Here is a 20,247-nt window from a genome sequence, read left to right on the forward strand (position 1 = left end):
CTCGGAAATCGCGACGCCCCCAGCCGTCTCCCTGTCACGGTAGCGTCCGTGTCGGGTGACGGCTAGGGGCAATCGTCCGCGAGGGGGCCCGCTCTGCGGCTCAGTACCAGTTCATGGCCTGGGAGTGTCCCCAGGCGCTGCACGGGGTGCCGTAGGCGTCGGCGATGTACTGCAGGCCCCAGGCGATCTGGGTGGCGGCGTTCGTCTGCCAGTCGGCACCCGCCGAGGCCATCTTGCTGCCGGGCAGCGCCTGCGGGATGCCGGTCGCTCCCCCGTCGTTGTTGTACGCCTGGTAGTTCCAGCCGGACTCCTTGTTCCACAGCGAGTTCAGGCAGGAGAACTGGTCGCCGCCCCAGCCGTAGCGGTCGGCCATCATCTGCTGTGCGGTGGCCCGAGCCCCGTCCGGCGTGTTCGCGGAGGCGAGCGCCGCCGCTGCGGCCGCCGCCTTCTCCTCGGCGGCGCGGGCGGCGTCCTCTGCCGCCTTCTTCTCCTGCGCGGCCGTGAAGGCCTCCTGGAGGTCTGCGGTGGCCGTCACGACCTTCTCGGTCTCGGCTTCGGCCTGCTCGGCCGTCACGGTGATGAGGACCAGCGGGAGGGTGGATCGATCGGCGAGGGTCTCCAGGTCGTCCTCGAGAGCGGTGGTGTCCACGGACGCCGCCGCGCCCACGTCGAGGCCCGACTCGGCGACCTCCGTGGACAGGCTCTTCGCCGCGGCGACCGCATCGGTCGCGTTCGAGACCGTCATGACGGCCTGATCGGCGATACGGGTGAGGGGCTCGGTGCCGAGGTCGTGGCTCGTGACGGCGGAGGTGGCGTCGGAGCGCTCCGCTCCGGCCGCCGGGGCGGAGGCGAGGCCCACGCTGAGGGTGATGCCGACGAGCGCGGCCGTGGCGGCGCCGAGGGCGATGAGGGGTGTACGGGTGACGGTGGCGCGAGCGGCTGCCGCGTCGGAGGCGCGCCGAAGCGCACGGGTCTTCTGAAGCAAGGCTTTGACTTTCGGGTCGTCGTACGCCCATATCGGGGACTCATCGGGAGCTCGCCCCGGGCGCAAGTCAACGAGTCTGCGTCATCAACCTGAACGAAAACTAGCCCTCACCTGGGATTTTCATGAGAGAGGGCCCCACGCGGCCAGGCGGCGGCGTAGGGCCCTCTCGAAAGGAGTGCGGTGCGATCAGGCGTTCGCGTCCTGACGCTTGAGACGCGAGGCCTCGCGACCGCGGACGGTCTGGTCGAGGATCACCTTGCGGATGCGGACCTTCTCCGGAGTCACCTCGACGCATTCGTCGTCGCGCGCGAACTCCAGGCTCTCCTCCAGCGTGAGGATGCGCGGCGGCGTCATCGACTCGAAGTTGTCGGCCGTGGAGGAGCGCATGTTGGTGAGCTTCTTCTCCTTGGTGATGTTGACGTCCATGTCGTCGGCGCGCGAGTTCTCGCCGATGACCATGCCCTCGTAGACCTCTTCGGTCGGCTGCACGAAGAACGACATGCGCTCCTGGAGCGCGATCATCGCGAAGGGGGTGACGACACCCGAGCGGTCGGCCACGATCGAGCCGTTCTGGCGGGTGGTGATCTGCCCCGCCCACGGCTCGTAGCCGTGCGAGATCGCGTTGGCGATACCCGTGCCGCGGGTGGTCGTGAGGAACTCGCTGCGGAAGCCGATGAGACCACGCGAGGGCACGACGAACTCCATGCGCACCCAGCCGGTGCCGTGGTTGGTCATGTTCTCCATGCGACCCTTGCGGTTCGCGAGGAGCTGGGTGATCGCGCCGAGGTGCTCCTCCGGCGTGTCGATGGTCAGGTGCTCGAACGGCTCGTAGACCTTGCCGTCGATCTTCTTGGTGACCACCTGCGGCTTGCCGACCGTGAGCTCGAAGCCCTCACGGCGCATGTTCTCGACGAGGATCGCGAGGGCCAGCTCACCGCGGCCCTGCACCTCCCAGGCGTCGGGACGGCCGATGTCGACGACCTTGAGCGACACGTTGCCGATGAGCTCGCGGTCCAGGCGGTCCTTCACCATGCGGGCGGTGAGCTTGTGCCCCTTGACCTTGCCCATGAGCGGCGAGGTGTTCGTGCCGATCGTCATGGAGATCGCGGGGTCGTCGACCGTGATGGCCGGCAGCGGGCGGATGTCCTCGGGGTCGGCGATGGTCTCGCCGATCGTGATGTCCTCGAAGCCGGCGATGGCGACGATGTCGCCGGGGCCGGCGGATTCGGCCGGGTAGCGCTCCAGGGCGCGGGTCTTCAGCAGCTCGGTGATGCGGGCGTTGCTGGTCGAGCCGTCGGAGCGGACCCACGCGACCGTCTGGCCCTTCTTGAGTGTGCCGTTGAAGACGCGCAGCAGGGCGAGGCGACCGAGGAAGGGGCTGGAGTCCAGGTTCGTGACCCAGGCCTGCAGCGGGGCCTCGTCGTCGTAGGCCGGGGCCGGGACGTGCTCGAGGATGGCCTCGAACAGCGGCTCGAGGTCGTCGTTGTCGGGCAGCGAGCCGTCGGCGGGACGGTTCTGCGACGCGGCACCGGCGCGACCGGAGGCGTAGACCACGGGCACGTCGAGCAGCGCGTCGACGTCGAGGTCGGGCACGTCGTCGACGAGATCGGAGGCCAGGCCCAGCAGGAGGTCGTGCGCCTCCTCCTCGACCTCGGCGATCCGGGCGTCCGGACGGTCGGTCTTGTTGACGAGGAGGATGACGGGGAGCTTGGCCTCGAGTGCCTTGCGCAGCACGAAGCGGGTCTGCGGCAGCGGGCCCTCGCTCGCGTCCACGAGCAGCACGACGCCGTCGACCATCGACAGGCCGCGCTCGACCTCGCCGCCGAAGTCGGCGTGGCCGGGGGTGTCGATCACGTTGATCGTGATCTCCTTGCCGCCGGCGTGCTTGCCCTTGTAGGTGATCGCCGTGTTCTTGGCGAGGATCGTGATGCCCTTCTCGCGCTCCAGATCGTTGGAGTCCATCGCGCGCTCCTCCACGTGCGAGTGTTCGCCGAAGGAGCCCGTCTGGCGGAGCATCGCGTCGACGAGCGTGGTCTTGCCGTGGTCGACGTGGGCGACGATTGCGACGTTGCGGAGGTCAGAGCGGAGGGCGTGCGCCATACAAGGGTCCTCAAAGAGTGTGGGGTTGCGCCGGGAAGCCGACGTTCCAGGATAACGTACGCGCGGATCGGGTTCCTGAACGCACGTCGTAGCATCGTCCCGTGACCCTCCCCGACCCGACTCCCCCGGCGCCGCAGACGCCGTCGACCGCGCCCACTCGGCGGGACGAACCGCGTGAGGGGCGGGCACGCCTGTGGTGGGAGATCGCCATCGTGCTCGCCCTGGGTCTGGGCCAGTCCGCGGTCTACGCGATCGTGCAGCTCGCCTATCGACTCACCGACGACACCCCCCTCGCGGATCAGACCGCCACCCTCAACCCCTCCCGCAGCGACCGGGAGGTGTTCGACCTCATCTATCAGGTGCTGTCGATCGGATTCGCCTTGGTGCCGGTGCTCCTCGTGTGCTTCCTGCTCTGGCAGCGCCGTCGCCCGCACCTGGAGCGCCTCGGCCTCGACGGCACCCGGGTGGCCGGCGACGTCGGCCGCGGCGTGCTCCTCGTCCTCGCGATCGGCGTGCCGGGGCTGGCGCTCTACCTCGGCGGGCGGGCGCTCGGACTGTTCGTGGCCGTGAACCCCGCGGGTCTGGACGCGCACTGGTGGACCGTGCCGATCCTCCTGCTCGCCGCCGCCCGCGCATCGCTCCAGGAGGAGTTCGTCGTGCTCGGGTACCTGTTCGCCCGCCTGCGGCAGCTCGGATGGTCGCCGTGGACGATCATCGTCTCGACCTCCGTGCTCCGTGCGACGTACCACCTCTATCAGGGGCCCGGTGCCTTCATCGGCAACCTCGCGATGGGACTGCTGTTCGGGTGGCTCTACCACCGCACCGGTCGGCTGCTGCCGTTCCTGGTGGCGCACTTCCTCATCGACGCGGCGGCGTTCGTCGGCTATCCCTGGGCCGCGGCGACCTGGCCCGCCCTGTTCGGTCTTCCCGGCTGAGGCGCGCTCAGCCGAGGTTGACGACGACGAGCGCCGCGACGGCCCACAGCACGATGACGGCGAGGGCGATGAGGGCCGGGCCGTCCCAGCTGCGTCGGACCGGGGCGTCCGCCGTCGCGGGCGCCGCGCTCCACAGGTCGCGGATGCCGGTGAGCACCCGGAGCGCCGACGGCACCTTCACCTCGGCATCCTCATCACGGGAGCGACGAGGCGGACGTGCCTTGGCCGGTCCGCCCCAACAGCTCACGGTGCGGCCGTCGTCCAGCGTGAACTCGAGCTGCCAGCGCATGTCGATGTCCTGCACACGCGCCCAGCCGAAGGTCGTGCGACGCAGCAGGTTCTGCACCACGGCCCCCTCCTGATCCACGCGGACGAAGGAGACGAAGGCCGTCTCGTACACGATCCACAGCCCGAGCAGCAGCCAGGGCGCCACGAGAAGCGCCTGCACGATGCTGCCGTTGACGACGGTGTCCCCGAGCAGGAACAGCACCAGCAGGATGCTGAGGACGAAGACGACGGTGCCCGAGGGCGCACGGTGGGTCCGTGCGCCCTCGGGGTGTCCGGGAGGTGCCACCTCAGCGGCCGCCGAGCGGGATCGACGCGCCGGGGATCGCCTTGAGAAGGCGGTCCGTGTACTCCTCCTGCGGGTTCGCGAAGATCTCGTCGACCGTCCCCTGCTCGACGACCTTGCCCTTCTCCATGACGCACACCAGGTCGCTGGAGACCCGGACGACCGCGAGGTCGTGCGTGATGAAGAGGTAGGTGAGGTTCAGCTCCGATTGGAGCTCGGCGAGCAGCTTCAGGATCTGGTCCTGCACGAGCACGTCGAGCGCCGACACCGCCTCGTCCAGCACGACGATGTCGGGCTTGAGGGCGAGAGCGCGCGCGATCGCGACGCGCTGCCGCTGACCGCCTGACAGCTCGTTCGGATACCGGGTGGCCAGCGCACGGGGCAGTGCCACCTGGTCGAGGAGCTCCTCGACGCGCTCGCGCTGCGCGGTGCGGTCGCCCACACCGTGGATCTGCAGCGGCTCCGAGATCGTGTTCCCGATGTTGCGCAGCGGATCGAGCGAGCCGTAGGGGTCCTGGAACACCGGCTGCATGCGACGACGCAACCCGAACGCCTGCGCGTTCGAGAGGCGCGACACATCCTGCCCGTCGATCTCGATGGTGCCGCTCGTGGGCTCCTCGAGCTTCAGCACCATCTTCGCCACGGTCGACTTACCGGACCCCGACTCGCCCACGAGCGCGAGGGTCTTCCCCCGCAGGATCTCGAAGGAGACATCGTCGACCGCCCGGAAGGCTTCGCTGCGGAAGTTCCCCTGACGGATCTTGTAGTCCTTGGTGAGCCCGGTGACGCGCACCGTCGGCGGGATGGCGGCGAGGTCGTCGAGCGTCTCGATGCCCCGGTCCTCCACGACCGCCTGGATACGTTGCGACGCGACGCTGGGTGCGGCCCCGACCAGTCGCTGGGTGTACGGATGCTGCGGGTTCTCCAGGATCTGCCGGCTCGGCCCGGCCTCCACGATATTGCCGTTGCTCATCACGATGATCTTCTCCGCACGCTCGGCCGCGAGGCCGAGGTCATGCGTGATGAGGAGCACCGAGGTGCCCTTGTCACGCGTGAGCGTCGCCATGTGATCGAGGATGACGCGCTGCACCGTGACATCCAGCGCCGAGGTGGGCTCGTCGGCGATGAGCAGCTTGGGGTCGGCCGCGAGGCCGATCCCGATCAACGCCCGCTGACGCATACCGCCGGAGAACTGGTGAGGGTACTGGTGCAGACGCCTCTCGGCATCGGCCAGCCCCGCCTGCTTCAGCACCTCGATCGTCCGCGCCTTCACGGCCTCGCGGCCGCGGGCGATCCCGTTCGCACGGATCGCCTCCTTCACCTGGAAGCCGATGCTCCACACCGGATTGAGGTTGGACATCGGGTCCTGGGGGACGAAGCCGATCTCGCGACCGCGGACGGCCTCCATCTCCCGGCGACCGAGCTTCGTCAGCTCCCGGCCGTCGAGAGTGATCGATCCTCCGGTGACGACACCGGTTCCGGGCAGAAGGTTCACGATGGCGCTCGCCGTGGTGGACTTGCCCGAACCGGACTCGCCCACGATGGCGACGGTCTCACCCGGGAAGATGTCGAAGCTGGCTCCGTGGAGGACCTCCTTCTCCCCTTCCTGAGTGCGGAACGCGACCCTGAGGTCGCGGACGCTGAGCAGCGGGATCTGCGCGGTTGCTCGTGCGGTCATCGCCGTGCCCTCGCCTTCGGGTCGATGGCGTCTCGGATGAGTTCGCCGAGCGTGACGAAGGCGAGCACGGCCAGCGTGAGCGCGATCGACGGATAGATGAGCGCCATGGGCGCCACCCGCAGCGATGCCTGCGCGGCACCGATGTCGTTGCCCCACGACATCACGTTGCTTCCCAGCCCGACGCCGAGGAACGACAGCGTGGCCTCCGCGACGATCGAGGCGGCGAGCCCGAGCGTCGACACCACGAGCAGCGGTGCGAGCGCGTTCGGGATCACGTGTCCCACCAGCGTGCGGAACTTCGACCGCCCGAGTGCACGGGAGGCCACGACGAAGTCGGACTGCCGGACGCGCAGCACCTCTGCCCGCACGACGCGAGCGGTTGCCGCCCACGCGAAGCCACCGATGGCGAGCGCGAGCACGGGCACCGAGCGGTACTGGGAGAAGACCGTCATGACGACGACGGCGGCGAGGATGTACGGGATGGCGAAGAAGATGTCGCCGATCCGCGAGAGCACCGAATCGAGCCAGCCGCCGTAGAAACCGGCGAACGCGCCCATGATGAGTCCGAGGATCGAGGAGATCGCGGTGGCGAGGAGGCCCACGGAGAGTGACGTCTGCGCGCCCCAGACGATGCGGGAGTAGATGTCGCACCCCTGGAACGTGAAGCCCAGCGGATGTCCTTCGGTGGGGCCGGCGTTGCTGTTCCCGAGCTGGCAGTCGGAGTTCGGTGGCGCCGACGTGAAGAGGGTAGGCCAGAGCGCCATCACGATGAAGAACACCGCGAGGACGACGGAGAACCAGAACAGCGGACGCCGTCGGAGGTCCGACCAGGCATCTCGCCAGAGGTTTCGCGGCTTCTCGGCGATCCGCACGGCGTCGACAGAGATGGTCTCGGTCTCGACCGGAGCGACATAGTGGTTCTGCGTGGTGGGGTCAGGCATAGCGGATCCTTGGGTCGAGCAGACCGTACAGCAGGTCGATGATGAGGTTGACCAGGACGTACAGGATCACGAACACCGTGACGAAGGAGACCACCGTCGGCCCCTCATTGCGGATCGCGGCCTGGTACAGGGTGTTGCCGACACCAGGGACGTTGAAGATTCCCTCGGTCACGGTCGCGCCGACGAGCAGCACGCCGAAGTTCGTCGCGGAGTTCGTGATCACCGGGATCAGGGAGTTGCGGAGGACATGCACGGGGATCACGCGACCGCGCGAGAGCCCTTTGCTGTACGCCGTGCGGACCCAGTCCTGGTTGAGCGTGTCGATGACCGAGCTGCGCATCAGCCGCATGCTCACGGCGTACAGACTGAAGCCCAGAACGATGGCCGGCAGCCACAGGCCACCCCAGTCGTTGTCCGACCCGACGGTCGGCTTGAACCAGCCCAGCTTGATCGCCAGGAAGTACTGCGCCAGGAAGGCGACGACGAAGATCGGGATCGCGATCGCCACGAGCGCGACGATGAGCATCGTGTGGTCGAAGAGCTTGCCCTTGCGCAGCGCCGAAACCGTGCCGATGATGATCGCCAGCGTGAACTCGATGGCGATGGCCATCACCGCGAGGCGACCGGTGACCGGAAGCGTCTCGGCGAGTACGGTCGACACCGGCCGGCCGGAGAAGGTGGTGCCCAGATCGCCCTGGAAGACGCCGGTGATGTAGTACCAGTACTGCACCAGGAACGGGTCGTTCAGGTGGTACTGCTCGCGCAGCTGTTCCACCACGGCAGGGTTCGGGGTCCGGTCGCCGAAGAGTGCCAGGATCGGGTCGCCGGGCATGGCGAACACGAGGAAGTAGATGAGCAGGGTGGCCCCGAAGAAGACCGGGATCACCTGCAGGAGACGTCTCAGGATGTAGCCGAGCATGCGTCTGTCCCGTAGTCAGGAGGCGGAGTGAGTGTGACGAACACAGCCTGTGAGGCGGCGACGGAAGACCGTCACCGCCTCACAGGTTCGTGCTGTCAGACTTACTCGCCGTCCTTCGTGACCTGGTAGAGGATCGGCCAGGTGTCCCAGCCGAACTCGACGTTCTCCACCGAGTCGCCCCAAGCGCCCATGGCGTTGGTGTACCACAGCGGGATGGCCGGGAGGTCCTGGAAGAGGATCTCCTGCGCCTCCTGGAACTTGGCGATGCCCGCCTCGACGTCGGAAGCCGCAGAGCCCTCGTCGAGGAGCTTGTCGAACTCCGGGTTCGAGTAGTCGCCGTCGTTCGAGCCGGCACCCGTGCCGAAGAGCGGGCCGAGGCCGTTGAACATCGACGGGTAGTCGAACTGCCACCCGGTGCGGAACGCGGTCTGCGTCTTCTCCTCCGTGATCAGCGTCCGGTGCTCGGCGAAGGTCGGAATCGGGTTGCCCGAAGCCTCGATGCCGAGGTTGTTCTTGATCTGGTTCGCGACTGCGTCGACCCAACCCTGGTTGGGGCCGTCGGCGTTGTACTGGATCTGGAAGGACCCGGTCCACGGCGCGATCTCGTCGGCCTGCGCCCACAGCTCCTTGGCCTTCTCGGGGTCGAACTCGAGCACCTCAGATCCGGGGATGTCCTCGGAGTAGCCGTCGATCACCGGCGACGTGAAGTCCTTCATCGGCGTGCGCGTGCCGCTGAAGACCACGTCGGTGATCTCCTCGCGGTCGATCGCGTGGGAGATGGCGGCGCGACGCAGCTGGCCCTCTTCACCGCTCCAGTGCTCGAGGCGCTCCGGGATGGTGATGGTCGCGTTCGCCGCGGCTGGCTGGTTCACCGTGCGGTCCGGGAAGTCGGTCTCGAACGTCTGCAGAGCGGTGTCCGGGATCTCCTGGATGATGTCGAGCTCGCCACCCTGCAGGTCGGCGTATGCCGCCTCCGTGCTGGCGTACAGTCGCATGTCGATGCCACCGTTCTGCGCCTCACGCGGACCCGTGTAGTCCTCGTTCTTGACGAGCTCGATGCTCTCGTTGTGACGCCAGGCGCCCTCTTCGGCGAAGACGTACGGGCCGTTGCCGATGGGGTTCTCACCGAAGGCCTCGAGGTCGTCCCACGCCGATGCCGGCAGCGGGAAGAAGGCGGTGTAACCCAGGCGGAGCGGGAAGTCGGACTCCGGCTGCTTGAGCTTGACGGTGAAGGTGAGGTCATCCACGACCTCGAGGCCCGACAGCTCCGGCACGTTCTCCTCGTAGGAGAAGCCCTCGATGGACTCGAAGAAGTAGCTCGAGAGCTGCTTGTTGTCGAGCGCGGCACCGTAGTTCCAGGCCTTGACGAAGGACTCGGCGTCGACAGGGTCTCCGTTGGCGAAGGTCTGGTCGGGCTTGATCTTGATCGTGTAGGTCTGGGAGTCCTCGGTCTCGATCGACTCGGCGAGGTCGTTGTGCACGGCGCCCTCGGCGTCGTAGTAGACCAGACCCGCGAAGATGCTCTGCAGCACCAGGCCGCCGCCGACCTCGTTCGTGTTGGTCGGGATGAGCGGGTTCTGCGGCTCGGTGTTGTTGACCGAGATCGTCGCGGTCGGGTCACCCGAGGGCGTCTCCTCCGTGGAGTCGTTGCCGCCGCCGCTGGCGCAGCCTGCCAGGGTCAGGGCGCCGATCACGAACAGTGCGCTGCCCGCGAGGGCGATCTTGTTGCGCTTCACTTTTGTCCTCCTGTGGACGTGGGAATTCTGCGCGGCTCATCATCGAGCGCGCAGGGATACCTGAGCGTAACCCGGTGGTCGCGCGTCCAGGACGTTCAGCTAACGAACTGTTACTGAGTGGTGACCATCTGTCACATGACCGAAACATGGCGCAACGCGAACGGCGCCGCGCCGCCGGGAGGCGGGCGCGACGCCGTTCGTCGTGCGGGTCCGTGTCAGGCGAAGGCCTCGATCGGCGGGCAGGCGCAGACGAGGTTGCGGTCGCCGTACGCCTGGTCGATCCGGCGGACAGGCGGCCAGTACTTCGCCGCCACCAGCGAGCGCACCGGATAAGCGGCCTCCTCGCGGGTGTAGGCGTGCGCCCACTCCCCCGCGATGAGCGAGACCGCGGTGTGCGGGGCGTGCACGAGCGGGTTGTCGTCCGCAGGCCAGCGCCCCGCGGCGACGGCGTCCGCCTCGGCCTTGATCATGATCATGGCCTCGATGAAGCGCTCGATCTCGTCGAGGTCCTCCGACTCGGTGGGCTCCACCATGAGGGTGCCGGCGACCGGGAACGACATGGTCGGCGCGTGGAAGCCGTAGTCGATCAGGCGCTTGGCGACGTCGTCGACGGAGATGCCGGTGGCCTCCTTGAGCGGACGCAGGTCGAGGATGCACTCATGCGCGACCCGTCCGTTCTCCCCCGTGTAGAGCACCGGGAAGTGCCCGCCGAGGCGCTCGGCGATGTAGTTCGCCGAGAGGACCGCCGCGGCGGTCGCGCGCCGGAGCCCCTCGGCGCCCATCATGCGCACGTACGCCCACGAGATCGGGAGGATGCCCGCAGAGCCGTACGGGGCCGCGGAGATCACCGCGCCCTCGAACGTGTGGCCGCCGAAGTGCTCGGCGCGCTGCGCGAGCGGGTGCGACGGCAGGTACGGCGCGAGGTGGGCCTTCGCCGCGACCGGGCCGATGCCCGGGCCGCCGCCGCCGTGCGGGATGGCGAAGGTCTTGTGCAGGTTGAGGTGCGAGACGTCGCCGCCGAGGTCGCCGAATCGCGCGTACCCGAGGAGCGCGTTGAGGTTCGCTCCGTCGACGTACACCTGACCGCCGGCCGCGTGCACCGCCCCGGTGATCTCGACGACCTGCTCCTCGTAGACGCCGTGCGTGGACGGGTACGTGATCATCAGCGCCGCCAGGTCGTCGGCGTGCTGGGCGATCTTCGCCCGGAGGTCGTCCAGGTCGACATTGCCGAGCGCATCGCTCGCCACCACGACGACCTTCATCCCGGCGAGCACGGCGGAGGCCGCGTTCGTGCCGTGCGCGGAGGACGGGATGAGGCACACGACGCGGTGGTCGTCGCCGTTCGCGCGGTGGTAGCCGCGGATCGCGAGGAGGCCCGCGAGCTCGCCCTGGGAGCCGGCGTTCGGCTGCAGCGACACCGCGTCGTACCCGGTGATCTCGGCGAGCCAGCCCTCGAGCTGGTCGATGAGCTCCAGGTAGCCGCGGACGTCGGCCTCCGGGGCGAACGGGTGGATGCCCGCGAACTCCGGCCACGTGATGGCGGCCATCTCCGTGGCGGCGTTGAGCTTCATCGTGCACGAGCCGAGCGGGATCATGCCGCGGTCGAGGGCGTAGTCCCGGTCGGACAGGCTCTTCAGGTACCGCATCATGGCGGTCTCGCTGCGGTGGCTGTGGAACACCGGGTGCGTGAGGTACTCGTCCTCGCGGCGGAGGGCGTCCGGCAGCGCGTCCGCGTCGCCGAGGCCGAAGCCGAAGGCGCGCTCCTGCTTCCCGCCGAAGACCTGCGCGACCTGGTGCAGCTCGGCCACCGTGGTCGTCTCGTCCACCGCGATGCCGATCGTGTCGGCGTCGGCGACCCGCAGGAGGATGCCGTAGCCGCCCCGCGCCTGGTCGGCGTACTCCGCCGCCCGGCCCGGGACGCGCACGGTCAGCGTGTCGAAGAAGTGCTCGTGGACGACCTCGGCGCCGGCCTCGACGAGCCAGTCGCGCAGCAGGGCCGCCTTGGCGGCGACGTCGCGGGCGATCTCGCGGAGCCCGTCCGGGCCGTGGTAGACGGCGTACATCGAGGCCATCACGGCGAGGAGCACCTGGGCGGTGCAGATGTTCGACGTCGCCTTCTCGCGGCGGATGTGCTGCTCGCGGGTCTGCAGCGAGAGGCGGTAGGCCGGCTTGCCCTCGGCGTCGACGGACACGCCGACGAGGCGTCCGGGCAGCTGCCGCTCCAGGCCTGCGCGCACGGCCATGTAGCCGGCGTGCGGGCCGCCGAAGCCCATCGGCACCCCGAAGCGCTGCGTCGTGCCCACGGCCACGTCGGCCCCGAGGGTGCCGGGCGCGGTGAGGAGCGTCAGCGCGAGGAGGTCGGCAGCCGCGACGGCGAGCGCGCCGGCGACGTGCGCGGCGTCGAACACCGCGGACGGATCCCACACACGGCCCGAGGCCCCGGGGTACTGCACGAAGACGCCGAAGAGCTCGGCGGGCAGCTCCTCCCCCACCGCGAAGTCGACCGTGACGAGCTCGATGCCGAGCGCCTCGGCCCGGGACGCGAGCATCGCCTTCGTCTGCGGCAGCGCATCCGCGTCCACTGCGAAGACGTTGGAGGAGGTCTTCGAGGCCCGGCGCGCGAGCAGCATCGCCTCCACGACCGCGGTGGACTCGTCGAGCATCGACGCGTTCGCGGTGGTGAGGCCGGTGAGCTCGGCCACCATCGTCTGGAAGTTGATGAGCGCTTCCAGGCGCCCCTGCGAGATCTCGGGCTGGTACGGCGTGTAGGCCGTGTACCAGGACGGGTTCTCGAGCACGTTGCGCTGGATGACCTGCGGCGTGACGGTGCCGTAGTAGCCGAGGCCGATCATCGAGCGGTTCACCGTGTTCCGCGCGGCGAGGGCACGCAGTTCGGCCAGTGCCTCGGTCTCCGACGCGGCGACCGGGATGCGGGAGTCGGCGACCGCGTCCTCCGGTCCCGTGTAGATCGAGGCGGGGACGGCCTGACGCATGAGCTCCTCGACCGGGCTCAGCGTCCCGTTGCCGGCGGAGCCGAGACCCAGCGCGTCGAGCATCGTGCGCTGGGCGGCCTCGGTCGGTCCGATGTGACGATCGGCGAATGCAACCACGTCCGGGTCAGCCCTCCGTGAGTGCGACGTACGCGTCGCGGTCCAGCAGTCCGTCCAGCGCACCGGCGGCGACGGACACCTTGAGCAGCCAGCCGCCCTCGAACGGCTCGGCGTTGACGAGCGAAGGGTCGTCGACGACGGCGTCGTTGACCTCGACGACCGTGCCGGCGACCGGAGCGTAGAGCTCCCCGACCGACTTCGTGGACTCGATCTCGCCGACCACCGAGCCGGCGGTCAGCTCGGTGCCGACGGCGGGGAGCTCGACGAAGACGACATCCCCCAGTTTCTCGGCGGCGTAGTCGGTGATGCCGATCGTCACGGTGTCGCCGTCACCGGCGATCCATTCGTGCTCGTCGGTGTAGCGGAGTGCGCTGAGGTCGGTCATTTTGTCCTCCGGTAGAAAGGCAGGGCGGTCACGGTCGCGGGGATGCGGGTCCCCCGCACATCAAGGAATACTGCGGTTCCCTCTTCCGCGGAAGAAGGGTCGACGTACGCCATCGCGATGGGATGGCCGAGCGTCGGGCTCAGGGCACCGCTGGTGATCTCTCCGATCGGGGTGCCGTCGGCGTCGACGACCGCGTAGCCGGCGCGGCCGGCGCGTCGTCCTTCGGCCGTCAGTCCGACGAGGATGCGGGCATCGTCGGCGGGCGCCGGAGCGTCCTTGCCGACGAAACGGTCCTTCGCGACGACCACGACGCGGCCGAGGCCGGCCTGGGCGGGTGCGGTGTCGAGGCTGAGCTCGTGGCCGTAGAGCGGCATGCCCGCCTCCAGGCGGAGCGTGTCGCGCGCGGCGAGGCCGGCGGGGACGAGCCCGTGCGGCGCGCCGGCGTCGAGGACGGCGTCCCACAGCGCGGTCGCGTGGGCGGCCGGGACGAGGAGCTCGAAGCCGTCCTCCCCGGTGTAGCCGGTACGGGCGAGGAGCAGCGGCTCGCCGGCGAACGACGCGGTCGCCCACGCGTAGTACTTCTGCTCCGCCCAGGGGATGCTGACGTCGGCGATGCCCGCCGTCGCCGCGAGGATCTCCTCGGCCCGCGGGCCCTGCACGGCGATCAGCGCGTAGTCGTCCGAGACGTCGTCGACCTCCACGGCGCCCGCGTCCGCGTCCGCGATCCGCTCGGTGAGAGCCCGACGCACGGCGTCGCGGTTGCCGGCGTTCGAGATGATGAGGAAGTCGTCGTCGGCCAGCCGGTACACGATCACGTCGTCGACGATGCCGCCCTCCGCCGTCAGCAGCAGGGAGTACTTCGCCTTGCCGACCGCGAGCGCCGACAGCCGCCCGGCGAGGGCGTAGTCGAGGAAGGCCGCCGCGCCGGTGCCGCGGACCGTGAACTCGGCCATGTGCGAGATGTCGAAGACGCCCGCTGCCTGCCGCACCGCGTGGTGCTCGGCGAGGTCGGACGTGTAGCGCACCGGCATCTGCCAGCCGCCGAAATCGGTGAAGGAGGCGCCGAGCGCCTCATGGCGCTCGCGCAACGGGGTGTAGCGGGGGTCGGACATGGAGTTCTCCCGGGCTGGGTCGGGCGGGACGACGACGTCGTCCCTGGGAACTCCCCCTCTGTCATGGGCCTGAGAGCTTCGCCCGCGCGAGCGCAGGGCTTTCACCGTCGGCGGATCCCCCGGTGCTCGGGATCGCTTTTCAGAGCGGCCGGACCTCCGCGGTACGCGTACCTGAGAGATTGGCGGGGAGGCTTGCTCCTTCGGTGCCCGGCTGCATGCGCCGGGGCTCTCCCGCGTCGGTCGTTCGGCCTGTCTTCGATTGTGGGTTCAGTCTAGCGGTCTCCCCCGCCCGCTCAGGAGCCCAGCGCGAGCTCCGCCCTGACCTCGTCGCGGAGCCTGCCGAGGTTCTCCGGTTCGGGGGCCGCCGCCAGGAGCGTCCTGGTGTACTCGTGCTGCGGGTTCAGGATCACCTCGTCGGCCGATCCCCGCTCCACGACGTCGCCCCGGAAGAGGACCATGATGTCGTCGGAGAAGTGCCGCGCGGTCGCCAGGTCGTGCGTGATGTAGAGGACGCCGAGGTTCTCCTCCCGCTGCAGCTCGGCGAGCAGGTTGAGCACGCCGAGCCGGATCGACACGTCGAGCATCGACACCGGCTCGTCGGCCACGATGAACCGGGCGCCGGGGGCCAGGGCCCGCGCGATCGCCACACGCTGCCGCTGTCCGCCGGAGAGCTCGTGCGGGCGCCGTTCGGCGAAGCTCTCGCCCGGAGTGAGCCGCACGCGCTCCAGCAGCTCGATCGCCCGCGCCCGCACCTCGCGACTGTCGAGCTTGGGGTGGTGCAGCCGGATCGGACGCTCCAGGTGGTGCACGATCGTGTGGAACGGGTTCAGCGACGCGAACGGGTCCTGGAAGACCATCTGCACGTCCGACCGGTAGCGCTCGAGGGCCAACCCCCGCGTGCCGGACTCCTCGCCGTCGAGGAGGATGCTGCCCGAGGTCGGCGTCTCCAGCTTCATCAGCATCCGGGCGATGGTGGACTTGCCCGACCCGGACTCGCCGACGAGAGCCGTGGTCCGCCCGGCCTCCAAGGTGAACGACACGTCCTTCACCGCGTGCAGCACGCTCGTGCGGAACCCTGACCGCAGGTGGAAGTCCTTCACGAGGTTCCTCGCCTCGAGGGTGCCGCCGCGCCTCGTCCCGTCCACGCTCATCGGATGACCTCCTGGTTGACGCCGCCGCTGCGGACGAAGTCGCCCCGCTCGCCCGTGAGGGACGGGAAGCTCGACAGCAGGCGCTGGGTGTACTCGTGCTGCGGGTTGCGGTAGATCTCCGCCGCGGTGCCCTGCTCGACGATCCGGCCCTGCAGCATGACAGCGATGCGGTCGCTGATCTCGATGAGCATGGGCAGGTCGTGGGTGATGAAGATGACCGCGAAGCCGAGCTTCTCGCGCAGGCGCATGATCTCCCGGATGATGCCGCGCTGCACGACCACGTCGAGCGCCGTGGTGGGCTCGTCCATGATCATGACCTGCGGGTCGAGCGCCAGCGCCATCGCGATCATCATGCGCTGGCGCATACCGCCGGAGAGCTCGTGCGGGAAGCTCGTCAGCCGCGCGGGGTCCACGCCGACGAGCGTGAGCAGCTCCTCGGCGCGCTCCTGCTTGGCCTTCTTCGACATTCCGGGGCGGTGGGTGTCGAAGATGTCGAAGATCTGCGCGCGGACCGAGATGACGGGGTTGAGGGAGTTCATCGCCCCCTGGAAGACCATCGAGATCTTGTCCCAGCGGAATGCGCGTAGCCCGTCTCCGTCGAGTCCGACGACGTCGATGTCATGGCCGTCGCGGTCGTGGAACACGATCTCGCCGTCGGTCATCAGGGCCGGCGCCTTGAGCAGCCGGTTCATCCCGTACGCGAGGGTGGTCTTCCCGCAGCCCGACTCCCCCGCGAGACCGAGGATCTCGCCGCGGTGGAGGGTCAGCGAGACATCCCGGACCGCCTTGACGGGCGGATCGACCTCGTACTCGATCGAGACGTTCCTGGCGGTGAGCACGGCGTCGCTCATGCGGTGACCCCCTTCTCCTTCGCGGCCTTGCGCAGACGACGGGCCGCATCGGGCGCGTTGCGCAGCTTCGGGTTGATGACCTCGTCGATGGCGAAGTTGATCAGCGCGAGTCCCGCGCCGAGGATCGCGATCATGATGCCCGGCGGCACGAACCACCACCAGGCACCGCGGCCGAGGGCCTGACCGGACTGGGCGTCGTTGAGGATCGAGCCCCAGGTGATCGAGGAGTTCGGACCGAGGCCGAGGTACGACAGCCCCGCCTCGCCGAGGATGGCGAAGATGATCGCGAACAGGAACTGCGCCGTCAGCAGAGGGAGCAGGTTCGGCATGATCTCGACGAGGATCACCCGGAGGGACTTCTCCCCCGCCACCTTCGAGGCGTACACGTAGTCGCGGGTGCGGAGCGAGCGGGTCTGCAGCCGCAGCACATACGCCGCGCCGGCCCACGAGGTAATGCCGAGGACGAAGGCCACGAGCTGCCAGCTGCGCTGCGGCACGAAGGAGGCGATCACCATGACCAGCGGCAGTCCGGGGATGACGATCATAACGTTGGTCAGGAGAGCGAGGACGTCCTCCCGCCAGCCGCCGAGGTACCCGGCCAGGACGCCGAAGAGGAGGGACAGCACGATGGCGATGCCGCCGGCCGTCACGCCGATGAGCAGCGACCCCTGCGCGCCGACGGCGAGCTGCGCGAACACGTCGTTGCCGAGCTTGGTCGTGCCGAGCCAGTGCTCCGCCGACGGCGCGGCGAGAGCGGGGTTGTCCGTGCTGCGCGGGTTCTGCGTGAAGAACGGCGCGATGATCGCGAAGAGCACGATGGCGAGCACGAGCACGGAGCCGACGATGAACTTCGGCGACGTGCTGGGCAGGATCCGGCGGCGCCGGCGCTCCTGACGCTGCGTAGCCAGGGCGACGGTGCCCTCGGGGGCGACGGTGGGAGGCTCCTCCACGAGGAGCGGGTTCTTCGTGTCAGACATTCTGGCGAGCCCTCGGGTCGATGAAGCCATAGACGAGGTCCATGAAGAAGTTGGCGACGAGCACCGTGAGGGTGATCACGAGGAACAGCCCCTGCATCAGCGCGTAGTCGTTGTTGGTGACGGCCTGGAACATGAGCTTGCCGACGCCCGGATAGGTGAACACCTGCTCCATGACGATGGAGCCGGCGACGACGAACCCGAGCGTGATCGAGAAGCCCGCGATCGACGGGATGGCCGCGTTGCGCGCGGCGTACGTCGTCATGATGCGTCGCGGCCGCAGTCCCTTCGCCTCGGCGGTGAGGACGTAGTCCTCGGCGAGCGTGGAGACCATCATGTTGCGCATGCCGAACATCCAGCCGCCCACCGAGCTGATCACGATCGTGATCGCCGGGAGGATCGAGTGCGCGACGGCATCCGAGAAGAACGCCCAGGTCGGCTCCGGGCCGTCAGGGAAGTCGAAGACGTCGTAGCCGCCGAAGATGGGGAACCAGCCCAGGCCCACGGCGAAGACGGCGACCAGGATGAGCGCCAGCCAGAAGTACGGGATGGACTGCAGCACGGTGGTCGCGGGGATGAGATGGTCGACCCAGGTGCCGCGCTTCCAGCCGGCCCACGCACCGAGCACGACGCCGAGCACGAACGAGATCACCGTCGCGGTTCCGACGAGCACCAGCGTCCACGGGAGAGCACCCGCGATGAGCTCCGTGACCGGAGTGGGGAACTTCGTCACCGACACGCCCAGATCGCCCTGGAACATGCGCCCCCAGTAGGCGAGGTACTGCTCCCAGAGGGACGAGTCGTCTCCGCCGAGCAGGAGCTTGATGTTGCGGATGGTGGTCTCGGAGACCTCTCCGCCGGCCCGCTGCATCTTGGCGATCATGATGTCGGCGGGATCCCCCGGCATGAGCCGGGGAAGCAGGAAGTTGATGGAGATCGCGGCCCACAGCGTGAACGCGTAGAACCCGATCCTTCGTGCATAGAACTTCATGTCACCTGTCCTGACTTCCTACTTCCCCGACTCATCGACTCAGCCGGCGGGCTTGATCTGCGTCAGCACGTAGCCGGCCGCGATCGCACCCCAGGACGGCGGGAAGGCGTAGAGGTCCTCCTCCGTCGGCCAGCCCGTGTAGTCCTTCGTGTTGTAGAAGGTCTGCGTCGCGTTGATCACGAGCGGGATGTACGGCAGGTCGCGCACGATCTCGGACTGGATCGTGCCGTACAGCTCCTTCTTCTCCGCTTCGTCGTTCGTGCTGATCGCGGACTGGATGGCGGCATCCACCGTCGGGTTGCTGTAGCGGCTGAAGTTCCAGCGACCGGCCGGGATCTCCGTGCCGACGGGGCTCGTGGACTCGACCTCGGTGCCGCCGAACCAGTCACGGTAGATCTGGAACGGGTCGGCGACCGACGTGCCGACGACGCCGCCGACGATGAGCTGGAAGTCGCCACCCTGTCGGGCGTCGGAGAACTCCTGCCACTGCACGGTCGACGCGGTCACCTTGATGCCCGCGGCCTCGGCCTGCTCGGCGATGAGCTTCGCGGCGTCGTTGTAGTCGGTCCAGCCGTCGACCGAGATCAGGCTGAGCTCGACCGGAGCGCCGTCCTTCTCGTAGATCCCGGAGGATCCCTTGGTGTAGCCGGCGGCCTCGAGGATCTCCCCGGCCTCTGCGGCGTCCGCCTCCTGCGGGCTGACCTCGTTGGCCGGGTCGGCGAGCCACTTCTCGTCGCGCGGCAGCAGCGTGTACGCCGGCGAGATGTCGCCGGTCAGGCCGACGAACGCCTTGTCCTTGATGGTGGCGCGGTCGATGGCGACGTTCAGCGCCTGGCGCACCGCGACGTCGGTCTGCGGGCCCGTGCAGCCGAGCTCGGCGTTCGAGCAGGTGTAGAGGACGGTCGGGTCCTGCGGGGTGTTGATCCACTCGATCTTGCCGTTGCCCGTGACGTCGTCCGGGTTCGGGATGAACATGCCGGTCCAGTCGAGCTTGCCGGCGGCGAGCAGGTCCTGCGCGGTCTGGTTGTTGTCGACCGCGATGTACTGGACCTTCTTGACCGCGAGCTCGTCCGCACCGCGGTAGTTCTCGTTCGCGACCAGCGTGTAGGACTCGCTCGTGGTCTTGTCCACGACGTACGGACCGGAGCCGACGGGATCTTCGTTCGCGAAGTTCGCGAAGTCGGTGACGTCCTTCCAGATGTGCTCCGGGAGGATGTAGCTCGACCCCATCCGCTGGAACTCGGTCGTGTACTGGGCGGTGGCGTAGGTGAGGACGACGGTCGTGTCGTCGGTCGCCTCGGCCGAGACGAGTCCGTTGCCCTCGGGGTTGTTGGCCTCGTACGTGAAGGAGAAGAGGACGTCGTCGGCGGTGAGCGGCTCGCCGTCGCTCCACTTCAGGTCGGGCTTGATCTTCACCGTGATCTGGGTGCCGTCCTCGTTGTACTCGAACGAGTCGCCGATCAGGCCGACGGGCTCGGCGTCCTGCGTCTTGTTGTAGAAGAACAGCGGCTCGTAGATGGGACCGAGCGCACCGTGGAGCACGGTGGGCGCGAACGGGTTGTAGTTCGCGGTGATCGGCGTCTGGCTTCCTGCCCAGACGCGGAGTGCGCGGTCGCCGTCGGCGTTGCCGCCGTCGTCGCCGCCTCCACCGCTGCCGCAGGCCGTCAGGCCCAGGGCGAGGACCGAGGCCCCCGCGACCGCCGTGAGCGCGATCTTGCGCTTTCCGTTACGGATCATTCTTCATTTCCTCTCGGTGCTGCACTGCAGGAGGGATTCTCCGGTTGGAGCCGAACCCCGGGCGGGGTTCA

General features: G+C 68.7%; 16 protein-coding genes and 2 riboswitches. Of the genes, 1 reads left to right on the forward strand and 15 read right to left on the reverse strand.

What is annotated here, in order from left to right; genetic code table 11:
* Window positions 1-100: 100 nt before the first annotated feature.
* Both B7W94_RS11450 and typA read right to left on the reverse strand, forming a co-directional pair.
* Window positions 101-985, reverse strand: coding sequence for a phospholipase (locus B7W94_RS11450; RefSeq protein ID WP_172400114.1), 885 nt, complete (start codon window positions 983-985; stop codon window positions 101-103).
* Between the two features lie 186 nt (window positions 986-1,171).
* A complete protein-coding gene (typA, locus tag B7W94_RS11455) occupies window positions 1,172-3,085 on the reverse strand; it encodes a translational GTPase TypA (protein ID WP_025102945.1) in 1,914 nt (637 codons plus the stop codon).
* 191 nt (window positions 3,086-3,276) lie between these two features.
* Here typA and B7W94_RS11460 point away from each other — a divergent pair, with 191 nt between their 5' ends.
* Window positions 3,277-4,020 carry a CPBP family intramembrane glutamic endopeptidase gene (locus B7W94_RS11460; protein WP_036292450.1) on the forward strand — a complete coding sequence of 248 codons (744 nt, stop codon included), beginning with the start codon at window positions 3,277-3,279 and terminating at the stop codon, window positions 4,018-4,020.
* Between the two features lie 7 nt (window positions 4,021-4,027).
* Here the strand turns inward: B7W94_RS11460 and B7W94_RS11465 are convergent, their stop codons facing one another.
* The 13 genes from B7W94_RS11465 to B7W94_RS11525 form a co-directional block, all read right to left on the reverse strand.
* Window positions 4,028-4,594, reverse strand: coding sequence for a PH domain-containing protein (locus tag B7W94_RS11465; RefSeq protein WP_085606578.1), 567 nt, complete (start codon window positions 4,592-4,594; stop codon window positions 4,028-4,030).
* A gap of 1 nt (window position 4,595) precedes the next feature.
* Complete coding sequence (locus tag B7W94_RS11470) at window positions 4,596-6,269, reverse strand: dipeptide ABC transporter ATP-binding protein (protein WP_085606580.1); 1,674 nt, start codon at window positions 6,267-6,269, stop codon at window positions 4,596-4,598.
* Window positions 6,266-7,210: an ABC transporter permease gene (locus tag B7W94_RS11475; protein ID WP_085606581.1), complete on the reverse strand. Its 945-nt coding sequence runs from the start codon at window positions 7,208-7,210 to the stop codon at window positions 6,266-6,268. Before B7W94_RS11475 ends, B7W94_RS11470 begins: the two co-directional genes overlap by 4 nt.
* Window positions 7,203-8,129: an ABC transporter permease gene (locus B7W94_RS11480; RefSeq protein WP_085606583.1), complete on the reverse strand. Its 927-nt coding sequence runs from the start codon at window positions 8,127-8,129 to the stop codon at window positions 7,203-7,205. Before B7W94_RS11480 ends, B7W94_RS11475 begins: the two co-directional genes overlap by 8 nt.
* Window positions 8,130-8,230: 101 nt before the next feature.
* Window positions 8,231-9,865: a peptide ABC transporter substrate-binding protein gene (locus B7W94_RS11485; RefSeq protein WP_085606585.1), complete on the reverse strand. Its 1,635-nt coding sequence runs from the start codon at window positions 9,863-9,865 to the stop codon at window positions 8,231-8,233.
* Window positions 9,866-10,080: 215 nt separating this feature from the next.
* Entirely contained in the window at window positions 10,081-12,921 is a 2,841-nt protein-coding gene (gene gcvP / locus B7W94_RS11490) for an aminomethyl-transferring glycine dehydrogenase (RefSeq protein ID WP_253247440.1), read from the reverse strand.
* Window positions 12,922-12,982: 61 nt separating this feature from the next.
* Window positions 12,983-13,360 (reverse strand): glycine cleavage system protein GcvH, encoded by a 378-nt coding sequence (gcvH, locus tag B7W94_RS11495; RefSeq protein ID WP_025102937.1) that lies wholly within the window; start codon window positions 13,358-13,360, stop codon window positions 12,983-12,985.
* Window positions 13,357-14,472, reverse strand: coding sequence for a glycine cleavage system aminomethyltransferase GcvT (gcvT, locus tag B7W94_RS11500; RefSeq protein ID WP_085606589.1), 1,116 nt, complete (start codon window positions 14,470-14,472; stop codon window positions 13,357-13,359). Before gcvT ends, gcvH begins: the two co-directional genes overlap by 4 nt.
* Before the next feature lie 51 nt (window positions 14,473-14,523).
* Window positions 14,524-14,620, reverse strand: a riboswitch (glycine riboswitch).
* A 1-nt stretch (window position 14,621) separates the two neighbouring features.
* Window positions 14,622-14,716: riboswitch (glycine riboswitch) on the reverse strand.
* A 49-nt stretch (window positions 14,717-14,765) separates the two neighbouring features.
* A complete protein-coding gene (locus B7W94_RS11505) occupies window positions 14,766-15,623 on the reverse strand; it encodes an ABC transporter ATP-binding protein (RefSeq protein WP_085606592.1) in 858 nt (285 codons plus the stop codon).
* The gene (locus B7W94_RS11510) at window positions 15,620-16,474 is read right to left on the reverse strand and encodes an ABC transporter ATP-binding protein (RefSeq protein ID WP_085606594.1); all 855 of its coding nucleotides are present in this window, start codon (window positions 16,472-16,474) and stop codon (window positions 15,620-15,622) included. Before B7W94_RS11510 ends, B7W94_RS11505 begins: the two co-directional genes overlap by 4 nt.
* On the reverse strand, window positions 16,471-17,451 hold the full coding sequence (locus tag B7W94_RS11515) for an ABC transporter permease (protein WP_025102933.1): 981 nt from the start codon (window positions 17,449-17,451) through the stop codon (window positions 16,471-16,473). The genes B7W94_RS11510 and B7W94_RS11515 overlap by 4 nt, the downstream gene beginning before the upstream one ends.
* Window positions 17,444-18,439: an ABC transporter permease gene (locus tag B7W94_RS11520; RefSeq protein ID WP_025102932.1), complete on the reverse strand. Its 996-nt coding sequence runs from the start codon at window positions 18,437-18,439 to the stop codon at window positions 17,444-17,446. Before B7W94_RS11520 ends, B7W94_RS11515 begins: the two co-directional genes overlap by 8 nt.
* Before the next feature lie 39 nt (window positions 18,440-18,478).
* Window positions 18,479-20,176, reverse strand: coding sequence for an ABC transporter substrate-binding protein (locus tag B7W94_RS11525; protein WP_085606596.1), 1,698 nt, complete (start codon window positions 20,174-20,176; stop codon window positions 18,479-18,481).
* Window positions 20,177-20,247: the final 71 nt, after the last annotated feature.

This window comes from Microbacterium sp. LEMMJ01, assembly GCF_002114135.1.
In the GTDB taxonomy this organism is placed as follows: Bacteria; Actinomycetota; Actinomycetes; order Actinomycetales; family Microbacteriaceae; genus Microbacterium.